Raw genomic sequence first — 22,195 nt, forward strand, 5'->3', positions numbered from 1 at the left:
TTATTTTAATAAACCTATGAAACGACATTATTTTCAATAAAGTTATAAATAAAATAAGAAAACACAAAATATTTGTTGTGTATTCCATTTATATACTTTCCATAATATTCTTGTATGGGGGTAGAAGATTTTCAAAGCTATCTCTTAAGGGTGGGTTTGGCGTACATTCATTGGATATTGATAATTGACTGAATATTCTCACGCGCCTGCGCAAGAATATCTTCGGAGTATGTGTGTAATGCCGGGTTTTGCCGATCGACTTAACGGAATTGCCATTTCTGCTTCAGCCGCAATGACGGATAAAGCAACAGCATTGAAAGCAGAGGGCATTCGGGTCATCAGCCTTTCATCGGGAGAGCCGGATTTTCCTACGCCTCCACATGTTGTTGAAGCTGCGGTTGAAGCCGCACGTGCGGGTGATACAAAGTATCCGCCACAATCAGGCAAGCCCGCACTTAAAAAAGCGGTGCAGACCAAATTCTTGCGCGAAAATAATCTGGATTATGCGCTGGATGAAATTCTGATTGCCAATGGCGGCAAGCAAATCATTTTCGATGCCATTATGGCAACCTGTAACACGGGTGATGAAGTTGTTCTGCCAACACCTTTCTGGATTAGCTATGCTGATCAGGCACGCCTTGCCGGGGCAAGCGTGGTGCAGGTGCCATGCAAAGCAGAAAATGGTTTTCGCCTCCACGCAGCAGATTTGGATGCTGCGATTACCGAACGCACCAAATGGGTTATTCTCAATTTCCCTAATAATCCATCTGGTGCCTGTTGCCCCCGTGCAGATATGGAAGCTATTGCAGCCGTACTGCTCAAGCATCCTCATGTTTGGATCATGACGGATGATATCTACGAGCACCTTGTGTATGATGGTTTTGAATTTTGCACGATTGCTCAGGTTGAGCCACGGCTAAAAGATCGTGTTCTTACTGTTAACGGTGTTTCTAAAGCCTATGCCATGACAGGCTGGCGTGTAGGATATTGTGGCGGCCCCAAAAATCTGGTTGCCGCTATGAATAACATGCAAGGGCAGTCAACAAGCGGTATCAACACAATAGCACAGGCCGCAGCCGTAGCCGCGCTGGAAGGGCCTCAGGACTTTCTCAAAGATCGTGCGCAAGAATATCAGGCACGGCGTGATCTTGTAGTTGATCTGCTTAACGCCATTCCAAATGTGTATTGCCACAAGCCACAAGGTGCCTTTTACGTATATGCAGATATTGGCGCATGTATGAACAAGGTTTCTGCTGGTGGTAAAACTATTGCCACGGATACAGATTTTGTCATGGGGCTGCTTGAAGAACAGCAGGTAGCAACAGTGCAGGGAACAGCTTACGGAATGAGCCCGTTTTTCCGTATTTCCTACGCAACAGATGTAGAAACATTGCGCGAAGGTTGTGAGCGTATTGCAAAGTTTGTTGAAGGCTTGAAGTAAGAGATTTTTGCCTGCAAGGCTTTTGAGATAACCCCATTTCTTAACGAGATGGGGTTATTTTTTGTTCTTTTACTGGGGTTTTAGAAAAGAATAAAAATTAAGAAGACTGAAGCGTTAGAATAGGCTGACCGTATCCAATTAACTCACCTTCTTTAGCGAGAACGTCTGCAACTATACCATTACTGGATGCTGTAACTGGTATGGTAACGTCTTCTATCTCCAATATGGCAACAATTGCACCTGTGCAAACAGAGCTTCCAACAGGTGCTAATGCTTCCTTTGTAGCAGGATTGTGCAGCAACAAATGACCAAAATAGGGAGCTGTAACAGTTACATCTGTTTCCGCTTGTATGTTGAGTGATGATGGTTCCAAAGCATTGTGTTGCTCAGAACCATCCGTAGGTGTTTCAGCCGTTTCAACACAAATACGGAAATGCGTGCCCTGTGCATTAGAAAGCTCCAGAGAACTCAGGCCTGCTGCATGTAGCCATTGGCTAATCTGCACAACTTCGTCTGAATTGGGCAGGCTTTCAAATGTCGGCAGAGACAGAGGCTTTGTCATCAGGATTTTCCCTTTTTTCCAACCAGTGTTCTAAATGGTGGATATCAACGCCACCTTTCAGAAAATCCCGGTCACATAGCAATGCCTGATGGAGCGGAATATTGGTTGCTATTGTTTCAACCTGCATTTCAGAGAGGGCAATCTTTAGGCGTTCAATGGCCTCTTCGCGTGTTGCTCCGCGCGCAATAACCTTGGCAATCAAGGAATCATAATATGGCTGCACCACACTGCCCGCAACAATATGCGTATCTATACGAATACCAGCCCCACCGGGCAGATCCCACTGGCTGATCTGGCCGGGGGAAGGTGCAAAGGTAAAGGGATCTTCAGCATTAATTCGGCACTCAATGGCATGACCAGATGTTTGAACAGCGTTTTGTGCCATCATGAGTGGCTTGCCTTGCGCAATTTCAATTTGCGCGCACACAATATCAATGCCTGTGGTTTCTTCTGTAATAGGGTGCTCAACCTGTAGGCGCGTATTCATTTCAATAAATGCAAAGATGCCGTCTTCATACAGAAACTCGAACGTGCCCGCACCGCGATACCCGATATTACGGCAAGCCTGTGCACAGCGTGCACCAATTTCTGCAATAAGTTCAGATGGAATACCCGGAGGAGGCGCTTCTTCCAGCACTTTCTGATGACGACGTTGTAAGGAACAATCGCGCGCTCCCAGCCATAAGGCGGTGCCATGCGTATCGCACAGAACCTGAATTTCAATATGTCTGGGTTTTTGCATAAACCGTTCAAGGTACAGTGTTGGGTTGCCAAATGCCTGCTGTGCTTCCTTGCGCGTAAGGGCAACAGCTTTGACAAGTTCATCAGCAGACCAGACAACCCGCATGCCGCGGCCACCACCACCACCAGAGGCCTTCACAATAACCGGAAAGCCCACAGAATTGGCAAGGTCCAGAATGGCGTTTTCGTCTTCTGGTAATGGGCCATCAGATCCGGGCACGCAGGGTACGCCAGAGGCTTGCATGGTCTGTTTTGCCGTAATTTTATCCCCCATCAGGCGGATAGAATCAGGCGTAGGGCCAATAAAGGTTATTCCTGCTTTTTCAACGGCTTCTGCAAAATCAGCATTTTCTGAGAGAAACCCATAGCCAGGATGAATGGCAGTGGCTCCAGTCACTTTTGCAGCTAGAATAATGCTAGCGGCGTCCAGATAACTGCGTGCGGCAGAAGCCGGGCCAATGCATAATGCAATATCGGCTTCCAGAACATGGCGGCTTTGAGCATCAGCTTCCGAATAAACGGCAACAGTTTCTAACCCAAGCTGCCGACAGGCGCGTTGAATGCGGAGTGCAATTTCACCCCGGTTGGCAATTAGAACGCGCCCAAAGCGCTGCGGCGCGCTCATGATAGACGCATCAGAGGCTGATGAGCCTCAACCTCACTGCCATCTGTTACTAAAATGGCTTCAACACGTCCGGCAATCTCGGTTTTGATAGGTGTAAAAACTTTCATGGCTTCAATCAGACCTACTTGCTGTCCGGCATGAAGAGTGTCTCCCACAGCCACAAAAGGCGGTGCATCGGGTGCAGGAGAAAGATGCAGTGTTCCATACATGGGGGCAGTTACCAGTAGTTCTTTGGGAGGGCTGGCTTCTGCTTTTTCTATAGGGGGCAAAGATGTTGTGGGCGCAACTGGTGTAGCTGCCGGAAGGGAAGAAGCAGGAGACATTGAAGCCTGTACCTGCTTTGCCCGCGTGATTTTAACAGTTTGGCCGCAATCCGAAATCTCAAGCTCACGGAGCGGAGCACGGCCAAACAGGTCTATCAGCGCTTTAAGAGCTTGAGTATCCATGGTTATCAGCTATCAGGCTTTGGTAGGTTTCTTTGCGAAGTTCAGGCCACCCACAACCTGCATGGTTGGCAGCACTTCCATAAAGCTAACATTCATGCGCTGCGGTGCTGTAATGGCAAAAGCAATGGAGTTAGCTAAATCTTCTGGCAGCAGTGAATCATATTCATCAAAGAAGCGGCGCTGTGCTTCTTCCATATTCCCAATCAGGCGACCAAACACTTCTGTTTGTACACGAGCCGGAGAAACTTCCGTAACGCGAATGTTCTTGCCGAACAGATCACATCGGAGCTGTTGAGAGAGAGAATGCACGCCAGCCTTGGTGGCATGATAAACCGTGTTGCCACCAGCAAAGGCATAATGCCCAGCAATGGAGGTGATGTTCACAATATGGCCGCGGTCACGTGCAATCATTCCGGGAAGGGCAAGGCGGGTGAGTTGTAGAACAGCGCGCAGATTGATGTCTACCAGGCCATCAATGTCTTCTTCTGTGGTGTTGGTAATGTTGCCTGTGCGGGACTGGCCAGCATTGTTGATAAGAATATCAATTTCATGGTCTTGGAAAATAGCAGCCATGGCATCAAGATCGGCAACACTTGCAGCGTGCACAATGCAGCCCGTTTCTTCTGCCAGCTTGTCCAGACGCGCCTTGTCACGTGCAACAGCATGCACTTCCAGCCCCAGTTCTCGCAGGCGGCGTACGGTTGCTGCGCCAATGCCAGATGAGGCGCCGGTAACAAGTGCTGTACGATAGGGCTGATTTGTCATGGCATAAGTTCCCGATAAAATATGGATTAATCTGCTTATGATAAAAACAGAATTCACCAAGTCATTTCACTTTAGAGACGAAATAATGCATTGACCAAGATGAGTTCGATCTTGCGTCATAAGATTATCCAATGCGTCCAAGTTGTGAATTGGTCATAAGATTATTGTATATCACCACACAAAGATAATGTTAGCCGGGCTTTGCTCTCTCCCTTTATCGTTACGAATACAATACGTAACGCCGCAAAACAGGATGTCTTTGGTGGTAGCTTTCTTATTTCAGTGCTCGTGTTGTTTATCTTCCAAGCACATTTGGGGTGATAAGGCCGCACATTCATGACAGATACTATCTCTATGCTGGAAAACACTCCATTTGGGCATTCAGCGGATACGCCAACAATTAGTATGATCGGCACGCGGGCTATGCTGTTTGAAGCGCCCGGTGCATTCACTCTGGCTTGTCAGCGGCGTATCTGGGCGTTGATGGATGCCTGTGCAGATCGGGCAGATATTGAAGAAGTTATGCCGGGTGTAACCAACCTGATGCTGATTTTTTCAGTTCCGCCAGAAGACCCGGAAGCTGTGGCAGGCTGGTTGCGCAAGGCATGGGCAATATTGCCAGAAAAGCATATCAAAGGCCGCTTGTTTGAAGTGGGCGTGCGCTATGGTGGGGAATTGGGGAGTGACCTGCCACGTGTGGCAGAACATTGCGGTATGTCTGCGCAGGATGTGATTACCCTACATCAGGCACCCCTTTATACAGTATGTGCCTTGGGCAGCGTGCCCGGCTTTGGCTATCTGCATGGGTTGGACCCACGCCTTGCCACACCGCGCAAGTCTGTACCTTCTTTGAAAATGCTTGCTGGTACTATCACTATTGGCGGGCCACAAGCAGGTATATCAGCCCTGACAGGGCCGAATGGTTGGAATTCCATAGGCTTTACAGACCTTGTGATGTTTGATCCGGAGCGTGATCCGCCAGCATTATTTGCTGTGGGGGATCAGATCCGCTTTTATGCCGAAAGTATTGAAGTGTGATTACAGTTCTTGAAACAGGTGTGCTCAACAGTGTGCAGGATGTAGGGCGGTTTGGGTATCGCCATCTGGGTGTTAGTACTGCTGGAGCAATGGATCCGCTGGCTTTGCGCTGCGGCAATGCACTGTTGGAAAATGCGCCCAATGCTGCCTGTATTGAGGTGCAGACATTTCCATTCAAGGTTCGCTTCGACAAAGCGGTCAGTTTTGTTGTCACAGGTGGGGAAGGTACCCTTACACTTGGCGAAAGAAAAATCCTGCCTTGGTTTGTTGTGTCTGCCCAAGACGGAGATGTTTTAACAATTGATCATCCTACCGTTGGTGCACGGATGTATCTTTGCGTACGTGGTGGCATTGATGTGCCGGAGGTTCTTGGGTCCCGTAGCACGCAATTGCGAGGTGGATTTGGTGGCTATTATGGCCGCCCCTTAGAGCAGGGAGATCATCTTGCAGGTGCCGGAGGGTGTGTGCCTGATGGCTTTGGGGCGCTTCCACCATCGCAGGCTCTGAAAGCAACCTGTGAAAAGGAAAAAACCGTAACATTACGGGTTATTCCGGCAACGGATTATCTTTTGTTTACTGAAGACTCTCGCAAGTATTTTTGGGATGCATCATGGCAAATCACAGCGCAAAGTAACCGTTTGGGGTACCGCCTAAAAGGTGGCGCGCTGAAACTGCAGCACCCTGTGGAATTACGTTCTTACGGTGTCATTCCGGGTCTTATTCAAGTTCCTCCTGCTGGGGAGCCTATTGTGCAGATGGCAGATGCCAATACTGCTGGTGGTTACCCACGTATTGCAACAGTAATTGATGCTGATTTGTGGCGGCTCGCGCAGGCCCGTATCGGAAGTTACATTCAGTTCCAGCAATGCGATCAAGCAGAAGGCTTGCAGGCCATGCGAGAAGTTGATGACTATCTGAACAATATTCAAGATATCGCGGCACTTTACAAAAAATCGCTCATCAGAAGGGATGCCGGAAAAGCCGGTAAAAAATCATGAAGATTGATTTGAACGCTGATATTGGCGAAGGCTTTGGCCGGTGGACTGTTGCCAATGATGATGCGTTGATGAAGGTGATTTCATCTGCAAACATCGCGTGCGGTTTTCACGCAGGTGATCATCTGATTATGGATCGCGTGGTAAAAGCAGCCAAGGAACAGGGAGTGAGCATTGGGGCGCATCCCGGTTTGTCTGATCGCATGGGGTTTGGTCGGCGCAATATGGTGGTCAGCCCGGAAGAAATGGAAGCGATGCTGGCTTATCAGATTGGCGCACTGAAAGGGATTGCTGCAAGGCATGATATGCGTGTGGGCCATGTAAGTTACCATGCTGCTTTTGGGAATATGGCCAACGCTGATCAGGATTTAGCAGACCGCTTAGCCCGTGTGATTGCAAAAATTGATCCTGAACTGGTTATGCTGGCGATGGAGGGGCACCCCATCGATCTTGCTGCCAGAAAAGCAGGATTACGTGTAAGATATCTTTTTCTGGCAGATCGGGCCTATCAGTCCACCGGAGCTCTAGTTCCGCGTGGGCAGGAAGGGGCGGTGATTCATGATCTTGATAAAGTTAAAGGCCGTGTAAAGAACTTCTTGGAAACAGGAAGTGTAACGACAATTGATGGTAAAATATTACCTATAAAATCACACTCCATACTTGTGCATAGTGATACGGCGGGTTCCGATAAATTGGCAGAGGCCATTGCAACTCAGGTTCATGCCATGGGGGGAAGAATTGCTGCGGCGGATACGGAGTAAGCTGCCATTATCCGGCAGATAACAGTGGAAAATACGGTAAGAAAAAGGATATGATTTTGCGCAAAAAAGGACAGAAAAAAGAGGATATGTTTCTGTCCGGAGCAGAGCAGTAATGGCTATGCAGCATAATCTGGCGCGAGGCGCTTATTTGCTTGCCTTGGCAACATTGTTTACGGCTCTGCTTAATGCGCTTCAAAAAATTACAGGTTCAACACTTTCTGTTGTTGAAATTGTGTTTTTTAGAAACCTCTTTTCAATGCCGTTTGTCATTGCCATCGCCCTACGTGGTGGTCTGGTTTTGAAAACACACCACTTTGGCGGCCATGTTATTCGCTCTGTTGTGGGGCTTATCAGCATGATTATGACTGTTGTGGCAGTCACTCATCTACCGTTAGCTGAACAACAGGTTCTTTCTTATACACAGCCTCTTTTTCTCATCTTGCTGTCTATTCCATTCATGCATGAACGGCCATCTGTTCAAAGATGGGTTGCGGTGGGTGTCGGATTTGTTGGGGTTATTATTGTTGCAACCGGCAAGGGTCTGTTAGGGGCGGCACATGGTACGGTGCCTACATGGGCTTACGCTGTTGCGTTGGGGCAGGGTGCTGTTGGGGCATTAACAACCATGCAGATCCGGCAGCTTTCAGCAACGGAAAAAAGCACAACAATTGCAATGTGGCAGGCCATTTTAATGACAATTGCTACAGCAGCAGCTCTACCTTTTGTCTGGCAGATGCCAACACGGGCTGATGTATTATGCCTTATTGCAGTTGGTGCTTTTGCTGGCATTGCACAGGTGTTGCAGACAGAGGCTTTTGCTTCGGCTCAGGTTTCAGCCATTGGGCCATTTGCATATTGCGGTCTGATTTGGGCGGCTCTTATCGGCTGGCTAGGTTTTCATGAGATACCTGGTGTTGCCATGTTTATAGGCGGTCTGCTGATTATTGGTTCAGGCCTGTGGATGTTAAGGCATGAACGACCACAAAAACAAAAAGTGGTTTTAGAAACGGAATCTTCATCTGGCGCATAATCTGAAAGACGTTTTTTCTTTTGTCGACGGGTGAATTGCGTCCATAATGTTTCGGTATCGTAAGTAATATTGATGATCTGCGCGATGCAGGGTGGCTCTTGGAGCCATAAAGTTGAAGGGTAGAGGAAGATATGAACAAGGCTGCAGGTTCATCAAGATACATATTCTTCACTATGATTTTTCTGATGTATGTCATCAGTTATGGAGACCGCGCAGCTCTTTCTATCTCACTTCCGGCATTGGGGCAGGAGTTCTCCTTGTCTTCCGTGCAGATGGGGTGGGTCTCTTCCAGCTTCCTGTGGTCTTATTTCTTGCTGAATTTGCCTTCAACAATATTTCTGGATCTTGTTGGCGCGCGTTTGGTTGGTAGTCTGGCTGTTTCTGTTTGGTCATGCGCCATGGTGCTTGGCGGACTTACACAAAATGTTACTCAATTTATTTTATCACGCATGCTGTTGGGGGTAGGAGAGGCTCCTACATTCGGGGTTGGGGCAACTATAGTTCGGAACTGGGCTAAGCCGCATGAGCGTGGAACAGTGATGACCATATTGTTGACCGGTATGCAGATTGGGTTGGCTGGGGGAACAATTGCTGGCGCGTATCTTATAGCAAAAGTAGGGTGGCGGTTTGAATTTATGGCCTTGGGTGCCATTGGGCTTGTTTGGGCTCTTGCATGGTGGTTGATTTATAGAAATCCGGCTAAAACTGCCGCGCAACCGCGTGTTCGCCCTATTCGGTTTTCAGAAGTATGCGCACTCTTTCGATCTTCAACCTTTTGCGGCATTCTGGTTGTGCAGTGTACTCAAAACTTTCTGAATTTTCTATTGATGTCCTGGGTACCATTTTACCTTATTCATGAACTGCATGTTAATGTTATTGGATCAGGGAGCGGTACGGCTGGATGTTATGTACTGGGCGCTGTGGGAGCTATTATTTTAGGGCGTATTGCGGAGCACATTGTATTCCGCAATCATTCAGATCCTAGTCATCGCCGGTTTATTGTCGCGTTTTGCATTATAGGAAGTGCGATGATTGGTGTTCTTCCTTTCTTTCATCAGGCAACGCCTATCCTTATTATTTTATCTCTGTCTCTTTGCTGTCTGATTGCAGCAAATGGTGCCAACACAGCCATGTTGGCCGACATGTTGCAGGATGGACAGAAAATAGGATCCGTTACAGGGGTTACGCTTACTTTTAGTAATGCCCTTGGGCTTACAGCACCAATTCTGACAGGATATATTGTGTCATATACAGGAAATTTTAATATGGCATGGTATAGTTGTTCAGTTGCGTTGATTCTTGCTGGCTTCATTTCGCTGCTGACAGTGCGTAAGCCGATTGTTATGGCATAAGTGCTTAAAAGAGAAATATAGATACTTAAGAGTATCTATTGATTGTATGGGAAAGTCCCCGTGAAAGCTGTAAGCGCAGCTTTGCGGGGATTTTTTATTATGCAAAACCTCGGTTTTACCGAGAGATATAAGCTCTGCCGTGAGCGCAGGGGAGATATATCAATATTAAATATGACGTCAAAACGTAACGGAACCGTATCATAATTTCATAAGATATTTTCTTAATCCTACCGGATTTGAGGGTGATGCGATGGCCAGGATCTCAAAGTTTGAATTGTCGCTTGTCGCGAGTGTGGCATTCGGTGCTCTCATTCCGGCAGAAAGTGGGTTTGCAGCAGATACAACATCTGCAACAGCAAACCCACAAAAGGTTCTTGTAAAAAAACCAAAAGTGCAAAAGCAGCGCCAACCCGACGCACCAAAAATCTTGCGGCATTGCGTGGTGGTGAAGAGGCTGTTGAAGTTGGTGGACATTCCAGCAACTCTGTATTTTCTCCGGTAACGCAGAAGCATAGTACGACGCAGGTTACTGTGGTGACGGGTGCTGAACTGTTAAAAACAGGCCAGACAAACGTGCTCTCTGCTCTGGCGCAGGCAAACCCGGCTATTACAACAGCAGCTTTGCCAGGTGGTGGTGCCAGTTCATTTGTGCAGACTATGCAGCTGCGTGGGCAATCTCCTGATGATACATTGATTTTGGTGAATGGTCATCGCCGGCATATCGGGGCCAACTTCAATTCAAACTCTGGCACAAACTGGGGGAGTGAGCCTGCTGATATTTCTCTCATTCCAGTATCTGCTATTGATCATATTGAAGTTGTTACAGAAGGTGCTTCGGCCCTTTATGGGCAGGATGCCATTGCTGGTGCTGTAAACATTGTGCTCAAGCACAATACGCATGGTGGCAGCGTTAATTTTAAGAACAGTGGTTATTATGCAGGTGATGGTCAGGCCTTGGATGGCTCGGCTAACTACGGTATGGCGCTGGGTCATAATGGTGGCTATCTGGATCTTGCAGCGCAGATTTCTCATCAATTGCCAACCACACGTGGTGGCGATTTTTATGGGACAATGTTTGATGATTCCAGAAATGAAACGGCAAACCGCAATGTTCAGCGTGGGCTAGGTATTCCTAAATCCACACTGGAAACTATCAGCGAAAATATGTCTGTGCCGTTGGCAAGTAGCGGGTTCAATTTCTACAGCACCTCCACGTTTTCTCACAGACGTGCCAACGTGCCTGAAACCTACCGTGCCAACACGGCGTCTGATGAGTGGATCAATCCAGACCTGTATCCTGCTGGTAACCAGCCTTATATTGCAATGGATCAGCTGGATTTTGAAACGGATAACGGCATCAAGGCCCGCAAGTTTGGTTTTGCATGGGATGCTTATGTAACCTACGCACGTGATAAGCAGAATTATCGCACTACCAATTCTGAAAACGTTTCCATACCCGGCAGCACACAAACATCTTTTTATGATGGTGCTTCAGTTGCAACAGAGTTAACGGCTGGCCTGCGTGGTTCTCGTTCGTTCCGTCCAGATTGGGCACCACGGCCTATCAATCTGCGGTTTGGTGGTGAATATCGCCACGATACTTTCCAGATGGTTGAAGGTGAAATGGCCTCATGGAGCGGGATGGGCGCAACAGATCACCCTGGTAACGTTCCCATGGCGGCAACCTATCAGAACCGCGATGTTTATGAAGGTAACGTCAACCTTGATTTCTATGTGACCAAGCAGTGGGAATGGACATTGGGTGGCCGTGTTGGCAGCTATAATAACATTGCAACAGTGGAAACAGGCTCTGTTGGCACGCGCTATAACTTTAATAAGCGTTGGGCGATCCGTGCGAATGTGAATACGGGGTATCGTCCACCTACCTTGGGTGCGATGAACTACTTCTATTCTGCGCCGTATCCTGGCTATACGGTAGACCAGATTCCTGCAGGCAGCCAGATTGCCAAATATCTTGGTGCGGGCAGCATGAAAGGGGAATACTCCCGTAGCTACTCAATCGGTTTTGATTCCACGCCGGTTGATGATTTCCACGTAACAGGCAACCTCTATTACATTGCCATTAACGGCAGAATGGGGAGCACAAAAACCTATTCGGTAGATCAGAACGATTCTGTTCTTCTGGAAATGCTGAAAAACGCAAATCTGGAAAGCGCAACCTCACTCTCATATTATGCAAACCTGTATAATACGCAGACATTTGGTGGCGATTTGAGTGCAGACTATACCCTGCACACCAAAAATCTTGGTCAGTTCCGCTTTGCTATGGGGATCAACTTCTCGGATAACGAAATTCGTTCTGCAAAGTCTGATCTGGTAAATGAATATACCAAGATGATGGTGTTGCACTCTGCTCCCAAAAATCGTGAGCAGATCAGCGTCAATTGGACGCGTGGAAAGTGGTCCTTTATGGCGCAGGAACTTCGGTATGGTTCCATTGTCTATATGGCATCCCCAACGGGGGCGGGTAGTGTACCGTTCCAGCAGAATCCAGGCTTTATTACCAATCTGGAAGTTGACTATAAAATTTTCCCTCGGTGGACTGTGGGTATTGGGGCTAACAATGTAGGAAATAAGCATCCTACCCGTGTGCCAAGCTCCATTGCCAATACCCAGCAAGGTCTTGCCAAATACGCATCCTATTCTCCGTATGGGTTCAGCGGCGGGATGTATTATGTGAAAACTTCTTTGGATTTCTAAAGGGAAAGGAAGGTGTTCACATTTAAGCCTTTGGAACCATGGCTGACACATCTTGGGTTGTTGAAACAAATAGCCCAAGCCAGTGCAAAAACAGCGAGAGCATAATGCAGAATATTTCAGAACACTCCGAAAAGCTGGAAAGTGACGCTGCTCAACGAACAGAGGGGAAGGAGCGTTATGTTCTTCGCGCTGGTGGTGCGGTTGGGGCTGGTGCGCTTATAGCGGTTCTTCTTTTGCATGGAGCTGGTGTGTGGGGGCTGATGTATGGGATGGGCACGAAGGCGAGCGTGCCCGTTGAACACCCGCCCATCCAGACGGAAGTGCTGCCACCACCTCAGCCGCCACCTCCACCGCCGCCGCCACCGCCGGTGATGGCAGAGCCGCCCCCGCCGTTCATTCCACCGCCCAAGATCAAGGTGCCGCCCCCGCCCAAGCCGCCCATCAAGCATGTGGCCAAGGCGCCCCCCAAACATCCGGCACCCCCACAGACCAAAACGGCCAAGGCGCCACCTGCCGCTACCGAACCCGCAGCCAGCGCACCGTCATCCGATGCGCCAGACACCACGGCCGGAACGGCACCGCTTAACCATGTGCAGCCGGTCTATCCCCCAGAAATGGAGGAAGACAACATTGAAGGCCGCGTGACGGTTGCATGTGATGTGGAACCCACGGGCATGACCAGCAACTGCCAGGTGCAGTCGGTCTCTGGTGGTCAGGCCTTTGCCCAGGCGGCGTTGGATTACGTGCACAAGGCCCGTTATCGTCCGGCCATGCGCAATGGTGTGCCGGTGAAGGAACTGCACAAGGTCTATGTCATCCATTTCAAGCTGGATGACTGAGATCAGCTTACGAACACAATAACGGATTGCCCGGCCCATAATGGCCATACCCTGCCGGATCGGGCCCTGATGATGAGGATTATGAGGAAGATGACCAGACTGCCCCGTTCTTTTGTGTCAGGTCTTGCGGCTCCGGCTCTGGCGCTGCTGATGAGCACTGCAGCCCCAGTTGCGGCTTTTGCGCAGGATGCTGCTCCTGCAGCACCCGCAGCCACGGCCCCGGCTCCTGATGCGGCGCCATCTTCCGCACCGGCACCTGCCGCCACACCGGATGCAGCCCCAGCCCCTGCACCTGCTGCCAGCGCTCCGGCTGAACAGGCGCCACCTGCGGCAGCAGACACCAAGGAAGAAGCCAACCCCTACGGTCTGGGTGCTCTGTGGTCCAATGGCGATATCATTGCCCGCGGCGTGCTGCTGATCATGCTCACCATGTCCCTGGGCACTTGGTATATCATGATCACCAAGTTCATCGAGCAGGCCCGCCTGTTCGCCGCCGCCAAGGAAGCCACCAAAAGCTTCTGGACCAAGCACAGCATTCAGGAAGGTGCTTCCGCACTCACCTCCACCTCTCCGTTCCGCTACATCGCCGATACCGGTATTGTGGCTGCCGAACACCATGAAGGCACGATGCAGGAAAGCATTGACCTGCATAGCTGGACGGGCATGTCCATCCAGCGCGCGGTCAACAACATCCAGAACAGCCTGCAAAAGGGTCTGGCCTTTCTGGGCACCGTGGGTTCCACCTCTCCGTTTATCGGTCTGTTCGGCACGGTGTGGGGGATCTACCACGCACTGACAGCCATCGGCATTGCCGGTCAGGCTTCCATCGACAAGGTGGCAGGGCCCGTGGGTGAATCCCTGATCATGACGGCCATTGGTCTGGCCACCGCTGTGCCGGCCGTTCTGGGCTACAACCTGCTGGTACGTCGCAACAAGACGGCCATGGACCTGGTGCGTGACTTTGCCGCTGACCTGCAGTCCATCCTCATCGGTGGCGTGCGTCATGGGGCTGCGGTGGATCAGATTGTGGTGCGCCCCGATAACTCCCCCACCACGGCCACGGTTTCCAACCGCGTCGGCTAATCAACGGGTCAGGTCAAGGCAAGGAGAACGCTTATGGGCATGCAGGTTGGCGATAGCGGCGGGGAAGACGACGTCGTCTCCGCCATCAACACCACACCGCTTGTGGATGTGATGCTGGTGCTGCTGATCATCTTTCTGATCACCATTCCGGTGGCGACACATACCGTGAAGGTGCAGCTGCCCAAGGACATGAACCAGCCAACCCAGACCAAGCTGAGCAATGTGGTTCTGGCAGTCACGGCGGATGGTCAGACCTTCTGGGATGAAACGCCGATCAAGGACCGGGCCGATCTTCTGGCCCGGCTGGAGAAGGCGGCGGTGCAGAAGCCTCAGCCGCAGATCCAGATCCGCGGAGATGTGACCACACGCTATGAGAGTGTGGGCCGTCTGGTGGCGACGTGTCAGGAAGCGGGCATCAGCCATATCGATTTCATTACGGAAAAGCCGAAATAGGCAGGGGCGGGTGGCGCAGCACGCCACCCCATCCTGTGGGGGAGAGCACAGGCCATGGGCATGAATGTTGGCTCTGAGAGCACAACGGAAGATGAAGGCATTGTCGATATCAACACCACGCCGCTGATTGACGTGATGCTGGTGTTGCTGATCATGCTGATCATCACCATCCCGTTGCAGACGCAGGCGGTCTCGATTGATCTGCCGCAGGGCAACCCGCCGCCCAGCACGGAAGAAACACCTGTGGTGACACTGGTTGTGGACTTTGACAACTCGCTGACCTGGAATGGCCAGCCCATCAATGGCGAGGCCGATCTGCAGGCGCATCTGCGTGAGATCGCCAGCGGGCCAGAGGCTTCCCGCCCGGAGTTCCATCTCCAGCCCAACCGTCTGGCTGACTACAAGACCGTCATCCACGTCATGGCCGACGCACAGCGCCTCGGCGTCACAAAACTCGGAATCGTCGGACAGGAACAGTTCGCTGACGGTAAGTGATTAAGGGTAAGCTCTCTCTTTAGGAATGTTTGCCTAAAGAGAGAGCTATCTTGAAGGCACGTTAAAGATAAACATTCTTATTTCTTGGGTTTTTTAGGCGGATCTTTATCTCCGGTAAAACCCGTTTGAGACGGCGGATCACTAGCCGGAAAGCTTTCATCTAAAGCCTCATCAAGCTTTTCATCTTGAGCCTGCTTTTTGCTGTCTTTGTTTTTCTTTTCGGCCATAACAAACCTCATACATATTGTAGTGGAACAAGCCGCATCCAAAATGGCAGAATATTTGGGTGTCTGCCTGATTGGTGTAGGGCGTGTAGATACAACGTTCCCGACAAATAAGGTTTCCGTTTTTACAATTCTGAAAAATGTTTTTGTTATCTGTTTCGAAAAGAGGGTTTTGTGTCAGAGGGATGTTTTAAAAACTTCAGTGGCTAGGTTGCGTTGTGTGCGGCATTCCGCGGCCAAAAAATCCAGTAAAGCGCGAACAGCGGGTACAAGCCCACGGCGAGATGGAAAGACTGCATGAATAATACCTGCTTGTGGATGCCAGCCGGGAAGCACACGTACGAGGCGCCCTGCTTCAATATCCTGCCAAACCATCATGGTGGGCATTTGCACAATACCTGCACCTACAAGGGCAGCTTCACGTAGCACAGCCATATCGTCTGTTGCCAATCGTGGTTCATGGAAAATGGTCGCTGTTTGTCCTTCCTGATTTTCGAGCAACCATGAGTGAGAACCCGGCGTGGTATGAAAATCCAGGCTGGGAAAAGCGTTTAAATCAGCCGGAGAAGCCAGAGGGCGAGGTACAAGGCTAGGGGCTGCAATTAAACATTGCGTGCTGGTATCAAGCGTACGCATTACAAGATCCGATGATGCAATGGGCGGAAACCGCACGCGTATTGCAAGATCCATGCCTTCTTTTAAAACATCTACGCGCCTGTTGGTGCTTTCAAGCTGTAGTGTTACGGCCGGATAGAGCATGATAAAGCGGGCAAGTAAGGCGCCAAACTGAAAGTTCAGTAAGGCTACAGGGCAGCTGAGGCGCACAAGGCCACAGGGCTCGCTTTGAAGTTGAGCTACAGAGCGCTCTGCCGTGTCTGCTTCCTCCAACATGGCAATACAGTGTTCGTAAAAACGATGTCCTGTTTCTGTAACACTAAAGTGGCGTGATGAACGTTGGATCAGGCGTGTATGCAAGCGTTCTTCCAAAAGGCGGATGCGGCGGCTGAGGAGAGATTTTTGTAGGCCAGTTGCACGCGCAGCGGCAGAAAAACCACCATATTTTACAACCTGCACAAAATATCCAAAGTCGTTAAGGTCTCTCATCGTCCTGCTCATGCAACGCAATGTTTTATTTAGAAATCTTTATAAGACGATAAGAAGGGTGCATGTTTCATGTCAACACAAGGCGCAAAAAGCGCTTCTTGCTTCAGACAGGACAAAAGTCATGCAGAAGAAAATTCTTGGCCGTTATGGAAATGACCGTGGGCACTGGGTTGGTGATGGTTTTCCCGTACGCTCTCTGTTTTCCTATACGGATTTTGGTGAACATCTGAGCCCGTTTCTGCTGTTGGACTATGCAGGCCCGCATAAATTTGCGCCCACAGATAAGCGGCGCGGCGTAGGCCAGCATCCACACAAAGGGTTTGAAACCGTTACCATTGTTTATGATGGTGAAGTGGAACACCGTGATTCATCTGGCGGTGGCGGTATTATTGGCCCCGGGGATGTGCAGTGGATGACAGCAGGCAATGGCATCCAGCATGAGGAATTTCATTCTCCAACCTATGCAAAAACGGGAGGAGATTTTCGGATGGTGCAGTTGTGGGTGAATTTGCCCGCCAAAGACAAAGGTGTGCCTGCAGGTTACCAAACCATAGAGGCAGGAAATATTCCGGCAGTTATATTCCCGGGTAATACTGGCAGCTTGCGTATTATTGCAGGAGATTATGAAGGCCAACACGGCCCTGCGCGTATTTTCTCTCCGCTGAATGTGTGGGACGGGAAGCTGGAGGAAGGAGCACACATCACACTTCCTCTGCCAGCAGGGCATAACGCAGCCATTGTTTCACTTGAAGGGAAGCTGATTGTGAATGGTGCGGAAGAAGTGGGAAGTGCACAATTTGCGCTTCTGGACAGGGAAGGGGCAGAGGTAACATTACAAGCAACCCAGCCTTCCAGTTTTCTTGTTTTAACTGGCGCACCGTTGAATGAACCTATTGCCGGCTATGGACCGTTTGTCATGAACACGCGGGAGGAAATCCGTCAGGCGATTGAAGATTTCAAGAGCGGACGTTTTGGCAATATCTCAGCCTGATACCTCATGCCATGGCACGCAACGATTGTGCAGACTGCACGTCATGTCATCCATGGCGATCTATTGTTCAATAATGACTTCAAGTTAGGGCAGAAAATATGACGCAGGACAAAGAAACTCTACATTTTGTAACGATGTTGGGAAGCCTGCGTAAGGCATCTTATAACGGTATTGTGGCACGCACGTTACCTGCATTGGCGCCAGAGGGCATAACTATTTCAGCACTCGGGTCCATTGCTGAGTTTCCACATTATAATCAGGATGTGCAGGAGCAGGGTTTTCCTGCTGCTGTGCTTGCGATGGGGGAGTAGATTAGGAAAGCCGACGGCGTTATTATTGTTACGCCAGAATATAATTATTCCGTGCCGGGTGTGCTGAAAAACGCGCTTGATTGGCTTTCTCGTCTTACGCCGCAACCATTTGCACGTAAGCCTGTTGCCTTACAGACGGTTTCTCCCGGAATGATTGGTGGTGCACGTGCGCAGTATCACATACGCCAGAGCATGGTGTTTATGGATGCTCTTGTGCTGAACAGGCCAGAAGCCATGATCGGTCAGGCAGCGGATAAGTTTGATACAGATAAGCTGGAACTGACAGACGAGCGAACACGCGCTTTTCTTACGCGCCAGATACAGGCATTGGCAGATCTGGCACGTAGAGAACAAAAATAGACTATCGGAGGAATTGTGGGGCCGAAAATAAAAAACCAATAAGGGCCTCACGCTCCATTTGTAACAAGAATATGTTCATTGCCGTTAAATAAATGTGTTTTGTGTATAATTTCTCTTTCATTTAAGAGCGAGATGAGTAGTCTGCGCGCTTTTCTTCGTGCAGGAGTTCTGTTTCATGCAGCTTTCTATGGCTTTATCTATGCTGGATGCCGCCTTGGCAGAGGCACGCCGGCTTAATGTGAATGTATGTGTCTCCATTGTAGATGCCGCTGCATGGCCAGTGGTTTTTGCCCGGATGGATGGGGCGCCATTAGGTGTGGTTGATGTCAGCCAGAAAAAGGCGCGCACGGCGGCTCTGTTTCAGATGGACAGTGCGGATTTTGCATCAAAAGGCCACCCGAATGGAGAGGCCTATACACTGGAAAATACAAACGGTGGTTTAACCAGCTTTGGTGGTGGGTTGGTAATTAAAGCCACTGATGGTTCCTTTTTAGGTGCCATAGGTGTTTCCGGCGCCAAAACGGAAGATGATATTGCCATTGCGCGTGTTGCAATGAAGCAGGCCGTAAATAACTGATCCTATCTTGTTTTTGAGTTTTTAAATGACCACAGCTCCTCAGCCTCCTCCCGCAAGTACCTCGTTCATTGAACCCCCTCATGGTCGTGCTGCAGCCCTCTTTATTCTTACTTTTGGCACTTTTGTTGTGGGAACTGGTGAATTTGCCATTATGGGCATGTTGCCAGAATTTGCTCGTTCCTTACATCTATCCGCGGCAGATGCAGGATACGCCATTACAGCCTATGCTTTGGGGGTGGTGATTGGCGCGCCACTTATTACAATTCTGGGTGCGCGGCTTTCCCGCAGAGAGCTCCTTCTTTCTTTGTTGGTGTTGTTTTGTTTCGGGAATTTCCTGAGCATTTGCATGCCCACGCCAGAACTGGTTGAAGTGGCGCGGTTTATTACCGGCCTGCCGCATGGGGCATTGTTTGGTATTTCTGCGCTTGTTGCGGCTTCCATGGTGGAGCGTTCACGCCGCGGATGGGCTGTTGGGCGGGTTCTGTCTGGTATTGCCATTTCCACTTTGGTCGGCGCACCGTTTTCTACATTTGCGGCGGATCATTTTGGCTGGCGTGTGGCCTATCTTATTATCGGTATATTTGGCTGCATTACCTTTTTGGGGGTGTGGCGGTATATTCCGGCAGATCAACCCAACCGCAAGAACTCACCGCTAAAAGAAGTTTCTGCCATGGGTAACACGCAGGTTTTGCTTACGTTGCTTACAGCAGCTATCGGCTTTGGCGGTATGTTCGCCATTTATACTTATCTTACCAGTATCTTGCAGAATGTAACGCATGTGCCGGAATGGTCCGTTATGGTGTACATGGTTATCTGGGGCATGGGCATGTTGGTAGGGGCCAATCTGGGCGCATGGCTTGTTGATCGTAAGTTGGATCTGGCTGCAATACTGGCTCTTGGCGGGAGTGCAGTTGTTATGCTTGGCTTTTCTACGGTGTTGCATCAGCCGTTGCTCTTGGCGCTTGCAGTCTTTCTTATTCCAACCTTTGTAAATGGTTTGGGGCCTGCATTGCAAACACGTCTGATGGATTTTGCAGGGGATGCACAAACCTTGGCGGCTTCCCTTAACCACTCTGCATTTAATATTGCCAATGCATTGGGGGCAGCGCTGGGGAGCATGTTGCTGGCACATCAGTTTGGGTATTCGGCTCTGGGTGTTGGGGGCGCTGTTCTCTCAGCTGGTGGTCTTGTCGTGTATTTGCTGGCCATTCTGGTGTTGCGCCGGAGTGGGCAGAAAGAAGTCAGACAACCTATTTCCTGAATAGATTATGATAGAATGCCTGAGACGGCATTTTATATTGAGTTGTGTGCGAACATTTTAAGCTGGAAGGGCAATATCCCCTCCAGATTTTTTGTATTTACTACGCGGCAAGGTGAAAGGGGGAGGGCAGAAGCATAATGCCTGCTTGAACCCATTTATACGATCCCACCATAAATGGGATAAGAGTTATAAGACGACTGGTCTAATTATAAATTGACTTCATCTATATCCATTCATATACAGATAACCAGAACAGGCCATACAGATTCGGTAGGAATATTTCCAGTTTGTATATGGAACTTTACCATCAGGGATTTTCCTGCTCGATAAAAGTTGACCGGTCTATTTTTTGGATGAGGGAGACGATGCCACACATAAGAGCATTCTGCTCTGCCGGGTGCATGCCGCATTTGCGGGCTCGTTCTGCTTTTTCCATTTCACTGTTCACGAGGTAAAAATGGCGTACGCGACAACCAATCCCTATACAGGGGAAGTTCTTGCTAATTTTCCTGAAGCTACAGATCAGGAAGTTCAGACCGCACTGTCCGAAGCTCATGCCGCTTTTGAAAAATGGCGTGATACCTCCTTTGCTGAACGCGCTCGTATTATGAATGCCGCAGCTGCCATTCTGCGTCGTGATGTTGATAAGTATGCCCGTCTGGGCACGCTGGAAATGGGCAAGCTGTTTGCAGAGTCCAAAGCAGAAGTTATTCTTTCTGCTGAAATTTTCGAATACTATGCAAAATATGCAGAAGAGCTGCTGAAGCCGGAATCTCTGCCGGTTGCTGATCCGGCTGAAGGCAAGGCTGTTCTGGTGCACGAACCTCTGGGTATTGTGCTGGCAATTGAGCCATGGAACTTCCCGTTCTATCAGGTTGTTCGCATTATTGCGCCGCAGCTTTCTGCTGGTAACGCTGTTCTGCTTAAGCACGCTTCCAACCTGCCGCAGTGCGCTGCTGCATGTGAAGAACTGATGAACGAAGCTGGCCTGCCCAAAGGTCTGTTCCGTAACCTTTATACAGCACGCCGCCACACAGAAGTTATCCTGAATGACCCTCGCGTTTGCGGTGTGGCACTAACAGGCTCTGAAGGCGCAGGCACCATTATTGCTGGTGTTGCTGGTAAAGCCCTGAAAAAGGCAACCATGGAACTGGGCGGCGCAGACGCCTTTATTGTTCTGGACGATGCCGACGTAGAAAAAGCTGCTAAATGGGCCGTTATTGGCCGCCATTGGAATGCTGGCCAGGTATGTGTATCTGCCAAGCGTCTGATTGTTGCTGATTCCATTTATGATCGCTTCCTGGAACTGTACAAAAAGGGTGTTTCCGAGCTGAAAGCTGGTGACCCGATGGATCCTGCCACAACGCTGGCACCTCTGTGCTCCAAAGGCGCTATGGATGATCTGCATCGCCAGGTAACAGAAGCCATCAAGCATGGTGCGAAGGTTGAAGTAATTGGGCCAGAAGTTCCTGGTAAGGGTGCTTTCTTCCGTCCGCTGCTGATGACCGGTCTGGACGGTGATAACGCAGCCCGCCATTGGGAATTCTTTGGCCCGGTAACGCAGTTGTATCGTGCAAAAGACGAGAACGATGCAATCCGCATTGCCAATGATTCTCCTTATGGTCTGGGTGGTTCTGTCTTCACTAAAGACGAAGCACGCGGCGCACGTGTGGCTGCAAAAATCCGCACGGGTATGGTGTTCATCAACCATCCGCTGGTGCCTAAGGCAGATCTGCCCTTCGGTGGTATTAAAAACTCCGGTTATGGTCGTGAACTGATTGGTCTTGGTATCAAAGAGTTCGTGAACCACAAGCTGATCAACACGGTCGATATCGACGCACCGTTCTGATCATACTGTTAGCAGGCGCCTGTAAAGGCGCCTGCTTTCACAGAATAGTTATAGTATAAGAAATATAAGTAATTAGAATTATATAGTGTAATAACAAATAATTCTTTTTAATAAAAATATTCATCTCAAAATATAACGTTATCTCCCGCTTACTTCCTGAAAGAGGCATGT

General features: G+C 49.6%; 20 protein-coding genes and 2 pseudogenes. 16 read left to right on the plus strand and 6 right to left on the minus strand.

Features of this window, described 5'->3' with window-relative positions:
* The first annotated feature begins 238 nt into the window (after positions 1-238).
* Positions 239-1,441 (plus strand): pyridoxal phosphate-dependent aminotransferase, encoded by a 1,203-nt coding sequence (locus ABNV41_RS01080; RefSeq protein ID WP_050818409.1) that lies wholly within the window; start codon positions 239-241, stop codon positions 1,439-1,441.
* Between the two features lie 97 nt (positions 1,442-1,538).
* Here the strand turns inward: ABNV41_RS01080 and ABNV41_RS01085 are convergent, their stop codons facing one another.
* Genes ABNV41_RS01085 through ABNV41_RS01100 form a run of 4 tightly spaced genes read right to left on the minus strand, consistent with a single transcriptional unit; the run spans position 1,539 to position 4,580 of the window.
* Entirely contained in the window at positions 1,539-1,946 is a 408-nt protein-coding gene (locus tag ABNV41_RS01085; protein WP_050820253.1) for a biotin/lipoyl-containing protein, read from the minus strand.
* Between the two features lie 25 nt (positions 1,947-1,971).
* The gene (accC, locus tag ABNV41_RS01090) at positions 1,972-3,369 is read right to left on the minus strand and encodes an acetyl-CoA carboxylase biotin carboxylase subunit (protein WP_050818408.1); all 1,398 of its coding nucleotides are present in this window, start codon (positions 3,367-3,369) and stop codon (positions 1,972-1,974) included.
* The gene (locus ABNV41_RS01095; RefSeq protein ID WP_050818407.1) at positions 3,366-3,815 is read right to left on the minus strand and encodes a biotin/lipoyl-containing protein; all 450 of its coding nucleotides are present in this window, start codon (positions 3,813-3,815) and stop codon (positions 3,366-3,368) included. Before ABNV41_RS01095 ends, accC begins: the two co-directional genes overlap by 4 nt.
* Positions 3,816-3,827: 12 nt before the next feature.
* Positions 3,828-4,580: an SDR family oxidoreductase gene (locus ABNV41_RS01100; protein WP_050818406.1), complete on the minus strand. Its 753-nt coding sequence runs from the start codon at positions 4,578-4,580 to the stop codon at positions 3,828-3,830.
* Positions 4,581-4,916: 336 nt separating this feature from the next.
* Between ABNV41_RS01100 and pxpB the strand changes: the two genes are divergently transcribed.
* The 10 genes and pseudogenes from pxpB (at position 4,917) to ABNV41_RS01150 (ending at position 15,347) form a co-directional block, all read left to right on the plus strand.
* Positions 4,917-5,618: a 5-oxoprolinase subunit PxpB gene (gene pxpB / locus ABNV41_RS01105; RefSeq protein WP_050818405.1), complete on the plus strand. Its 702-nt coding sequence runs from the start codon at positions 4,917-4,919 to the stop codon at positions 5,616-5,618.
* Positions 5,615-6,616 (plus strand): biotin-dependent carboxyltransferase family protein, encoded by a 1,002-nt coding sequence (locus ABNV41_RS01110; protein WP_050818404.1) that lies wholly within the window; start codon positions 5,615-5,617, stop codon positions 6,614-6,616. Before pxpB ends, ABNV41_RS01110 begins: the two co-directional genes overlap by 4 nt.
* Entirely contained in the window at positions 6,613-7,374 is a 762-nt protein-coding gene (locus tag ABNV41_RS01115; RefSeq protein ID WP_349934865.1) for a 5-oxoprolinase subunit PxpA, read from the plus strand. The genes ABNV41_RS01110 and ABNV41_RS01115 overlap by 4 nt, the downstream gene beginning before the upstream one ends.
* A gap of 118 nt (positions 7,375-7,492) precedes the next feature.
* A complete protein-coding gene (locus ABNV41_RS01120) occupies positions 7,493-8,404 on the plus strand; it encodes a DMT family transporter (protein WP_087652147.1) in 912 nt (303 codons plus the stop codon).
* A 131-nt stretch (positions 8,405-8,535) separates the two neighbouring features.
* A complete protein-coding gene (locus ABNV41_RS01125; RefSeq protein WP_050818402.1) occupies positions 8,536-9,756 on the plus strand; it encodes an MFS transporter in 1,221 nt (406 codons plus the stop codon).
* Between the two features lie 250 nt (positions 9,757-10,006).
* Positions 10,007-12,477, plus strand: a pseudogene (locus ABNV41_RS01130) (TonB-dependent receptor plug domain-containing protein).
* 104 nt (positions 12,478-12,581) lie between these two features.
* On the plus strand, positions 12,582-13,316 hold the full coding sequence (locus tag ABNV41_RS01135; protein WP_349934866.1) for an energy transducer TonB: 735 nt from the start codon (positions 12,582-12,584) through the stop codon (positions 13,314-13,316).
* A gap of 69 nt (positions 13,317-13,385) precedes the next feature.
* On the plus strand, positions 13,386-14,399 hold the full coding sequence (locus ABNV41_RS01140) for a MotA/TolQ/ExbB proton channel family protein (protein ID WP_196332575.1): 1,014 nt from the start codon (positions 13,386-13,388) through the stop codon (positions 14,397-14,399).
* 33 nt (positions 14,400-14,432) lie between these two features.
* Complete coding sequence (locus ABNV41_RS01145) at positions 14,433-14,852, plus strand: biopolymer transporter ExbD (protein ID WP_003627566.1); 420 nt, start codon at positions 14,433-14,435, stop codon at positions 14,850-14,852.
* Between the two features lie 54 nt (positions 14,853-14,906).
* Complete coding sequence (locus ABNV41_RS01150; RefSeq protein WP_012812288.1) at positions 14,907-15,347, plus strand: biopolymer transporter ExbD; 441 nt, start codon at positions 14,907-14,909, stop codon at positions 15,345-15,347.
* A gap of 77 nt (positions 15,348-15,424) precedes the next feature.
* Here ABNV41_RS01150 and ABNV41_RS01155 read toward each other — a convergent pair whose 3' ends face one another.
* Both ABNV41_RS01155 and ABNV41_RS01160 read right to left on the minus strand, forming a co-directional pair.
* Positions 15,425-15,574, minus strand: a complete 150-nt coding sequence (locus ABNV41_RS01155) for a hypothetical protein (protein WP_167506833.1) — start codon at positions 15,572-15,574, stop codon at positions 15,425-15,427.
* Between the two features lie 174 nt (positions 15,575-15,748).
* Positions 15,749-16,675, minus strand: a complete 927-nt coding sequence (locus tag ABNV41_RS01160; protein WP_050818400.1) for a LysR substrate-binding domain-containing protein — start codon at positions 16,673-16,675, stop codon at positions 15,749-15,751.
* Positions 16,676-16,796: 121 nt separating this feature from the next.
* Here ABNV41_RS01160 and ABNV41_RS01165 point away from each other — a divergent pair, with 121 nt between their 5' ends.
* From ABNV41_RS01165 to ABNV41_RS01185, 5 genes and pseudogenes are all read left to right on the plus strand, one after another.
* Positions 16,797-17,666, plus strand: a complete 870-nt coding sequence (locus tag ABNV41_RS01165) for a pirin family protein (RefSeq protein WP_050818399.1) — start codon at positions 16,797-16,799, stop codon at positions 17,664-17,666.
* 98 nt (positions 17,667-17,764) lie between these two features.
* Positions 17,765-18,337, plus strand: a pseudogene (locus ABNV41_RS01170) (NADPH-dependent FMN reductase).
* Positions 18,338-18,512: 175 nt separating this feature from the next.
* On the plus strand, positions 18,513-18,914 hold the full coding sequence (locus ABNV41_RS01175; protein ID WP_050818397.1) for a heme-binding protein: 402 nt from the start codon (positions 18,513-18,515) through the stop codon (positions 18,912-18,914).
* A 25-nt stretch (positions 18,915-18,939) separates the two neighbouring features.
* Positions 18,940-20,175 (plus strand): MFS transporter, encoded by a 1,236-nt coding sequence (locus tag ABNV41_RS01180; RefSeq protein WP_050818396.1) that lies wholly within the window; start codon positions 18,940-18,942, stop codon positions 20,173-20,175.
* A gap of 457 nt (positions 20,176-20,632) precedes the next feature.
* Positions 20,633-22,024: an NAD-dependent succinate-semialdehyde dehydrogenase gene (locus ABNV41_RS01185; protein WP_050820250.1), complete on the plus strand. Its 1,392-nt coding sequence runs from the start codon at positions 20,633-20,635 to the stop codon at positions 22,022-22,024.
* Positions 22,025-22,195: the final 171 nt, after the last annotated feature.

Origin of the sequence: Acetobacter sp. A11-2 (assembly GCF_040208445.1) — a bacterium.
Classification (GTDB): domain Bacteria; phylum Pseudomonadota; class Alphaproteobacteria; order Acetobacterales; family Acetobacteraceae; genus Acetobacter; species Acetobacter oryzoeni.

What these genes read in the sequence shown, in the direction of transcription:
- ABNV41_RS01185 (WP_050820250.1), top strand. Translation starts at nt 20,633, where the DNA reads ATGGCGTACGCGACAACCAATCCCTATACAGGGGAAGTTCTTGCTAAT.
- ABNV41_RS01080 (WP_050818409.1), top strand. Translation starts at nt 239, where the DNA reads ATGCCGGGTTTTGCCGATCGACTTAACGGAATTGCCATTTCTGCTTCA.
- ABNV41_RS01145 (WP_003627566.1), top strand. Translation starts at nt 14,433, where the DNA reads ATGGGCATGCAGGTTGGCGATAGCGGCGGGGAAGACGACGTCGTCTCC.
- accC (WP_050818408.1), bottom strand. Translation starts at nt 3,369, where the DNA reads ATGAGCGCGCCGCAGCGCTTTGGGCGCGTTCTAATTGCCAACCGGGGT.
- ABNV41_RS01095 (WP_050818407.1), bottom strand. Translation starts at nt 3,815, where the DNA reads ATGGATACTCAAGCTCTTAAAGCGCTGATAGACCTGTTTGGCCGTGCT.
- ABNV41_RS01135 (WP_349934866.1), top strand. Translation starts at nt 12,582, where the DNA reads ATGCAGAATATTTCAGAACACTCCGAAAAGCTGGAAAGTGACGCTGCT.
- ABNV41_RS01180 (WP_050818396.1), top strand. Translation starts at nt 18,940, where the DNA reads ATGACCACAGCTCCTCAGCCTCCTCCCGCAAGTACCTCGTTCATTGAA.
- ABNV41_RS01115 (WP_349934865.1), top strand. Translation starts at nt 6,613, where the DNA reads ATGAAGATTGATTTGAACGCTGATATTGGCGAAGGCTTTGGCCGGTGG.
- ABNV41_RS01160 (WP_050818400.1), bottom strand. Translation starts at nt 16,675, where the DNA reads ATGAGAGACCTTAACGACTTTGGATATTTTGTGCAGGTTGTAAAATAT.
- ABNV41_RS01175 (WP_050818397.1), top strand. Translation starts at nt 18,513, where the DNA reads ATGCAGCTTTCTATGGCTTTATCTATGCTGGATGCCGCCTTGGCAGAG.
- ABNV41_RS01120 (WP_087652147.1), top strand. Translation starts at nt 7,493, where the DNA reads ATGCAGCATAATCTGGCGCGAGGCGCTTATTTGCTTGCCTTGGCAACA.
- ABNV41_RS01125 (WP_050818402.1), top strand. Translation starts at nt 8,536, where the DNA reads ATGAACAAGGCTGCAGGTTCATCAAGATACATATTCTTCACTATGATT.
- pxpB (WP_050818405.1), top strand. Translation starts at nt 4,917, where the DNA reads ATGACAGATACTATCTCTATGCTGGAAAACACTCCATTTGGGCATTCA.
- ABNV41_RS01150 (WP_012812288.1), top strand. Translation starts at nt 14,907, where the DNA reads ATGGGCATGAATGTTGGCTCTGAGAGCACAACGGAAGATGAAGGCATT.
- ABNV41_RS01165 (WP_050818399.1), top strand. Translation starts at nt 16,797, where the DNA reads ATGCAGAAGAAAATTCTTGGCCGTTATGGAAATGACCGTGGGCACTGG.
- ABNV41_RS01155 (WP_167506833.1), bottom strand. Translation starts at nt 15,574, where the DNA reads ATGGCCGAAAAGAAAAACAAAGACAGCAAAAAGCAGGCTCAAGATGAA.
- ABNV41_RS01140 (WP_196332575.1), top strand. Translation starts at nt 13,386, where the DNA reads ATGATGAGGATTATGAGGAAGATGACCAGACTGCCCCGTTCTTTTGTG.
- ABNV41_RS01100 (WP_050818406.1), bottom strand. Translation starts at nt 4,580, where the DNA reads ATGACAAATCAGCCCTATCGTACAGCACTTGTTACCGGCGCCTCATCT.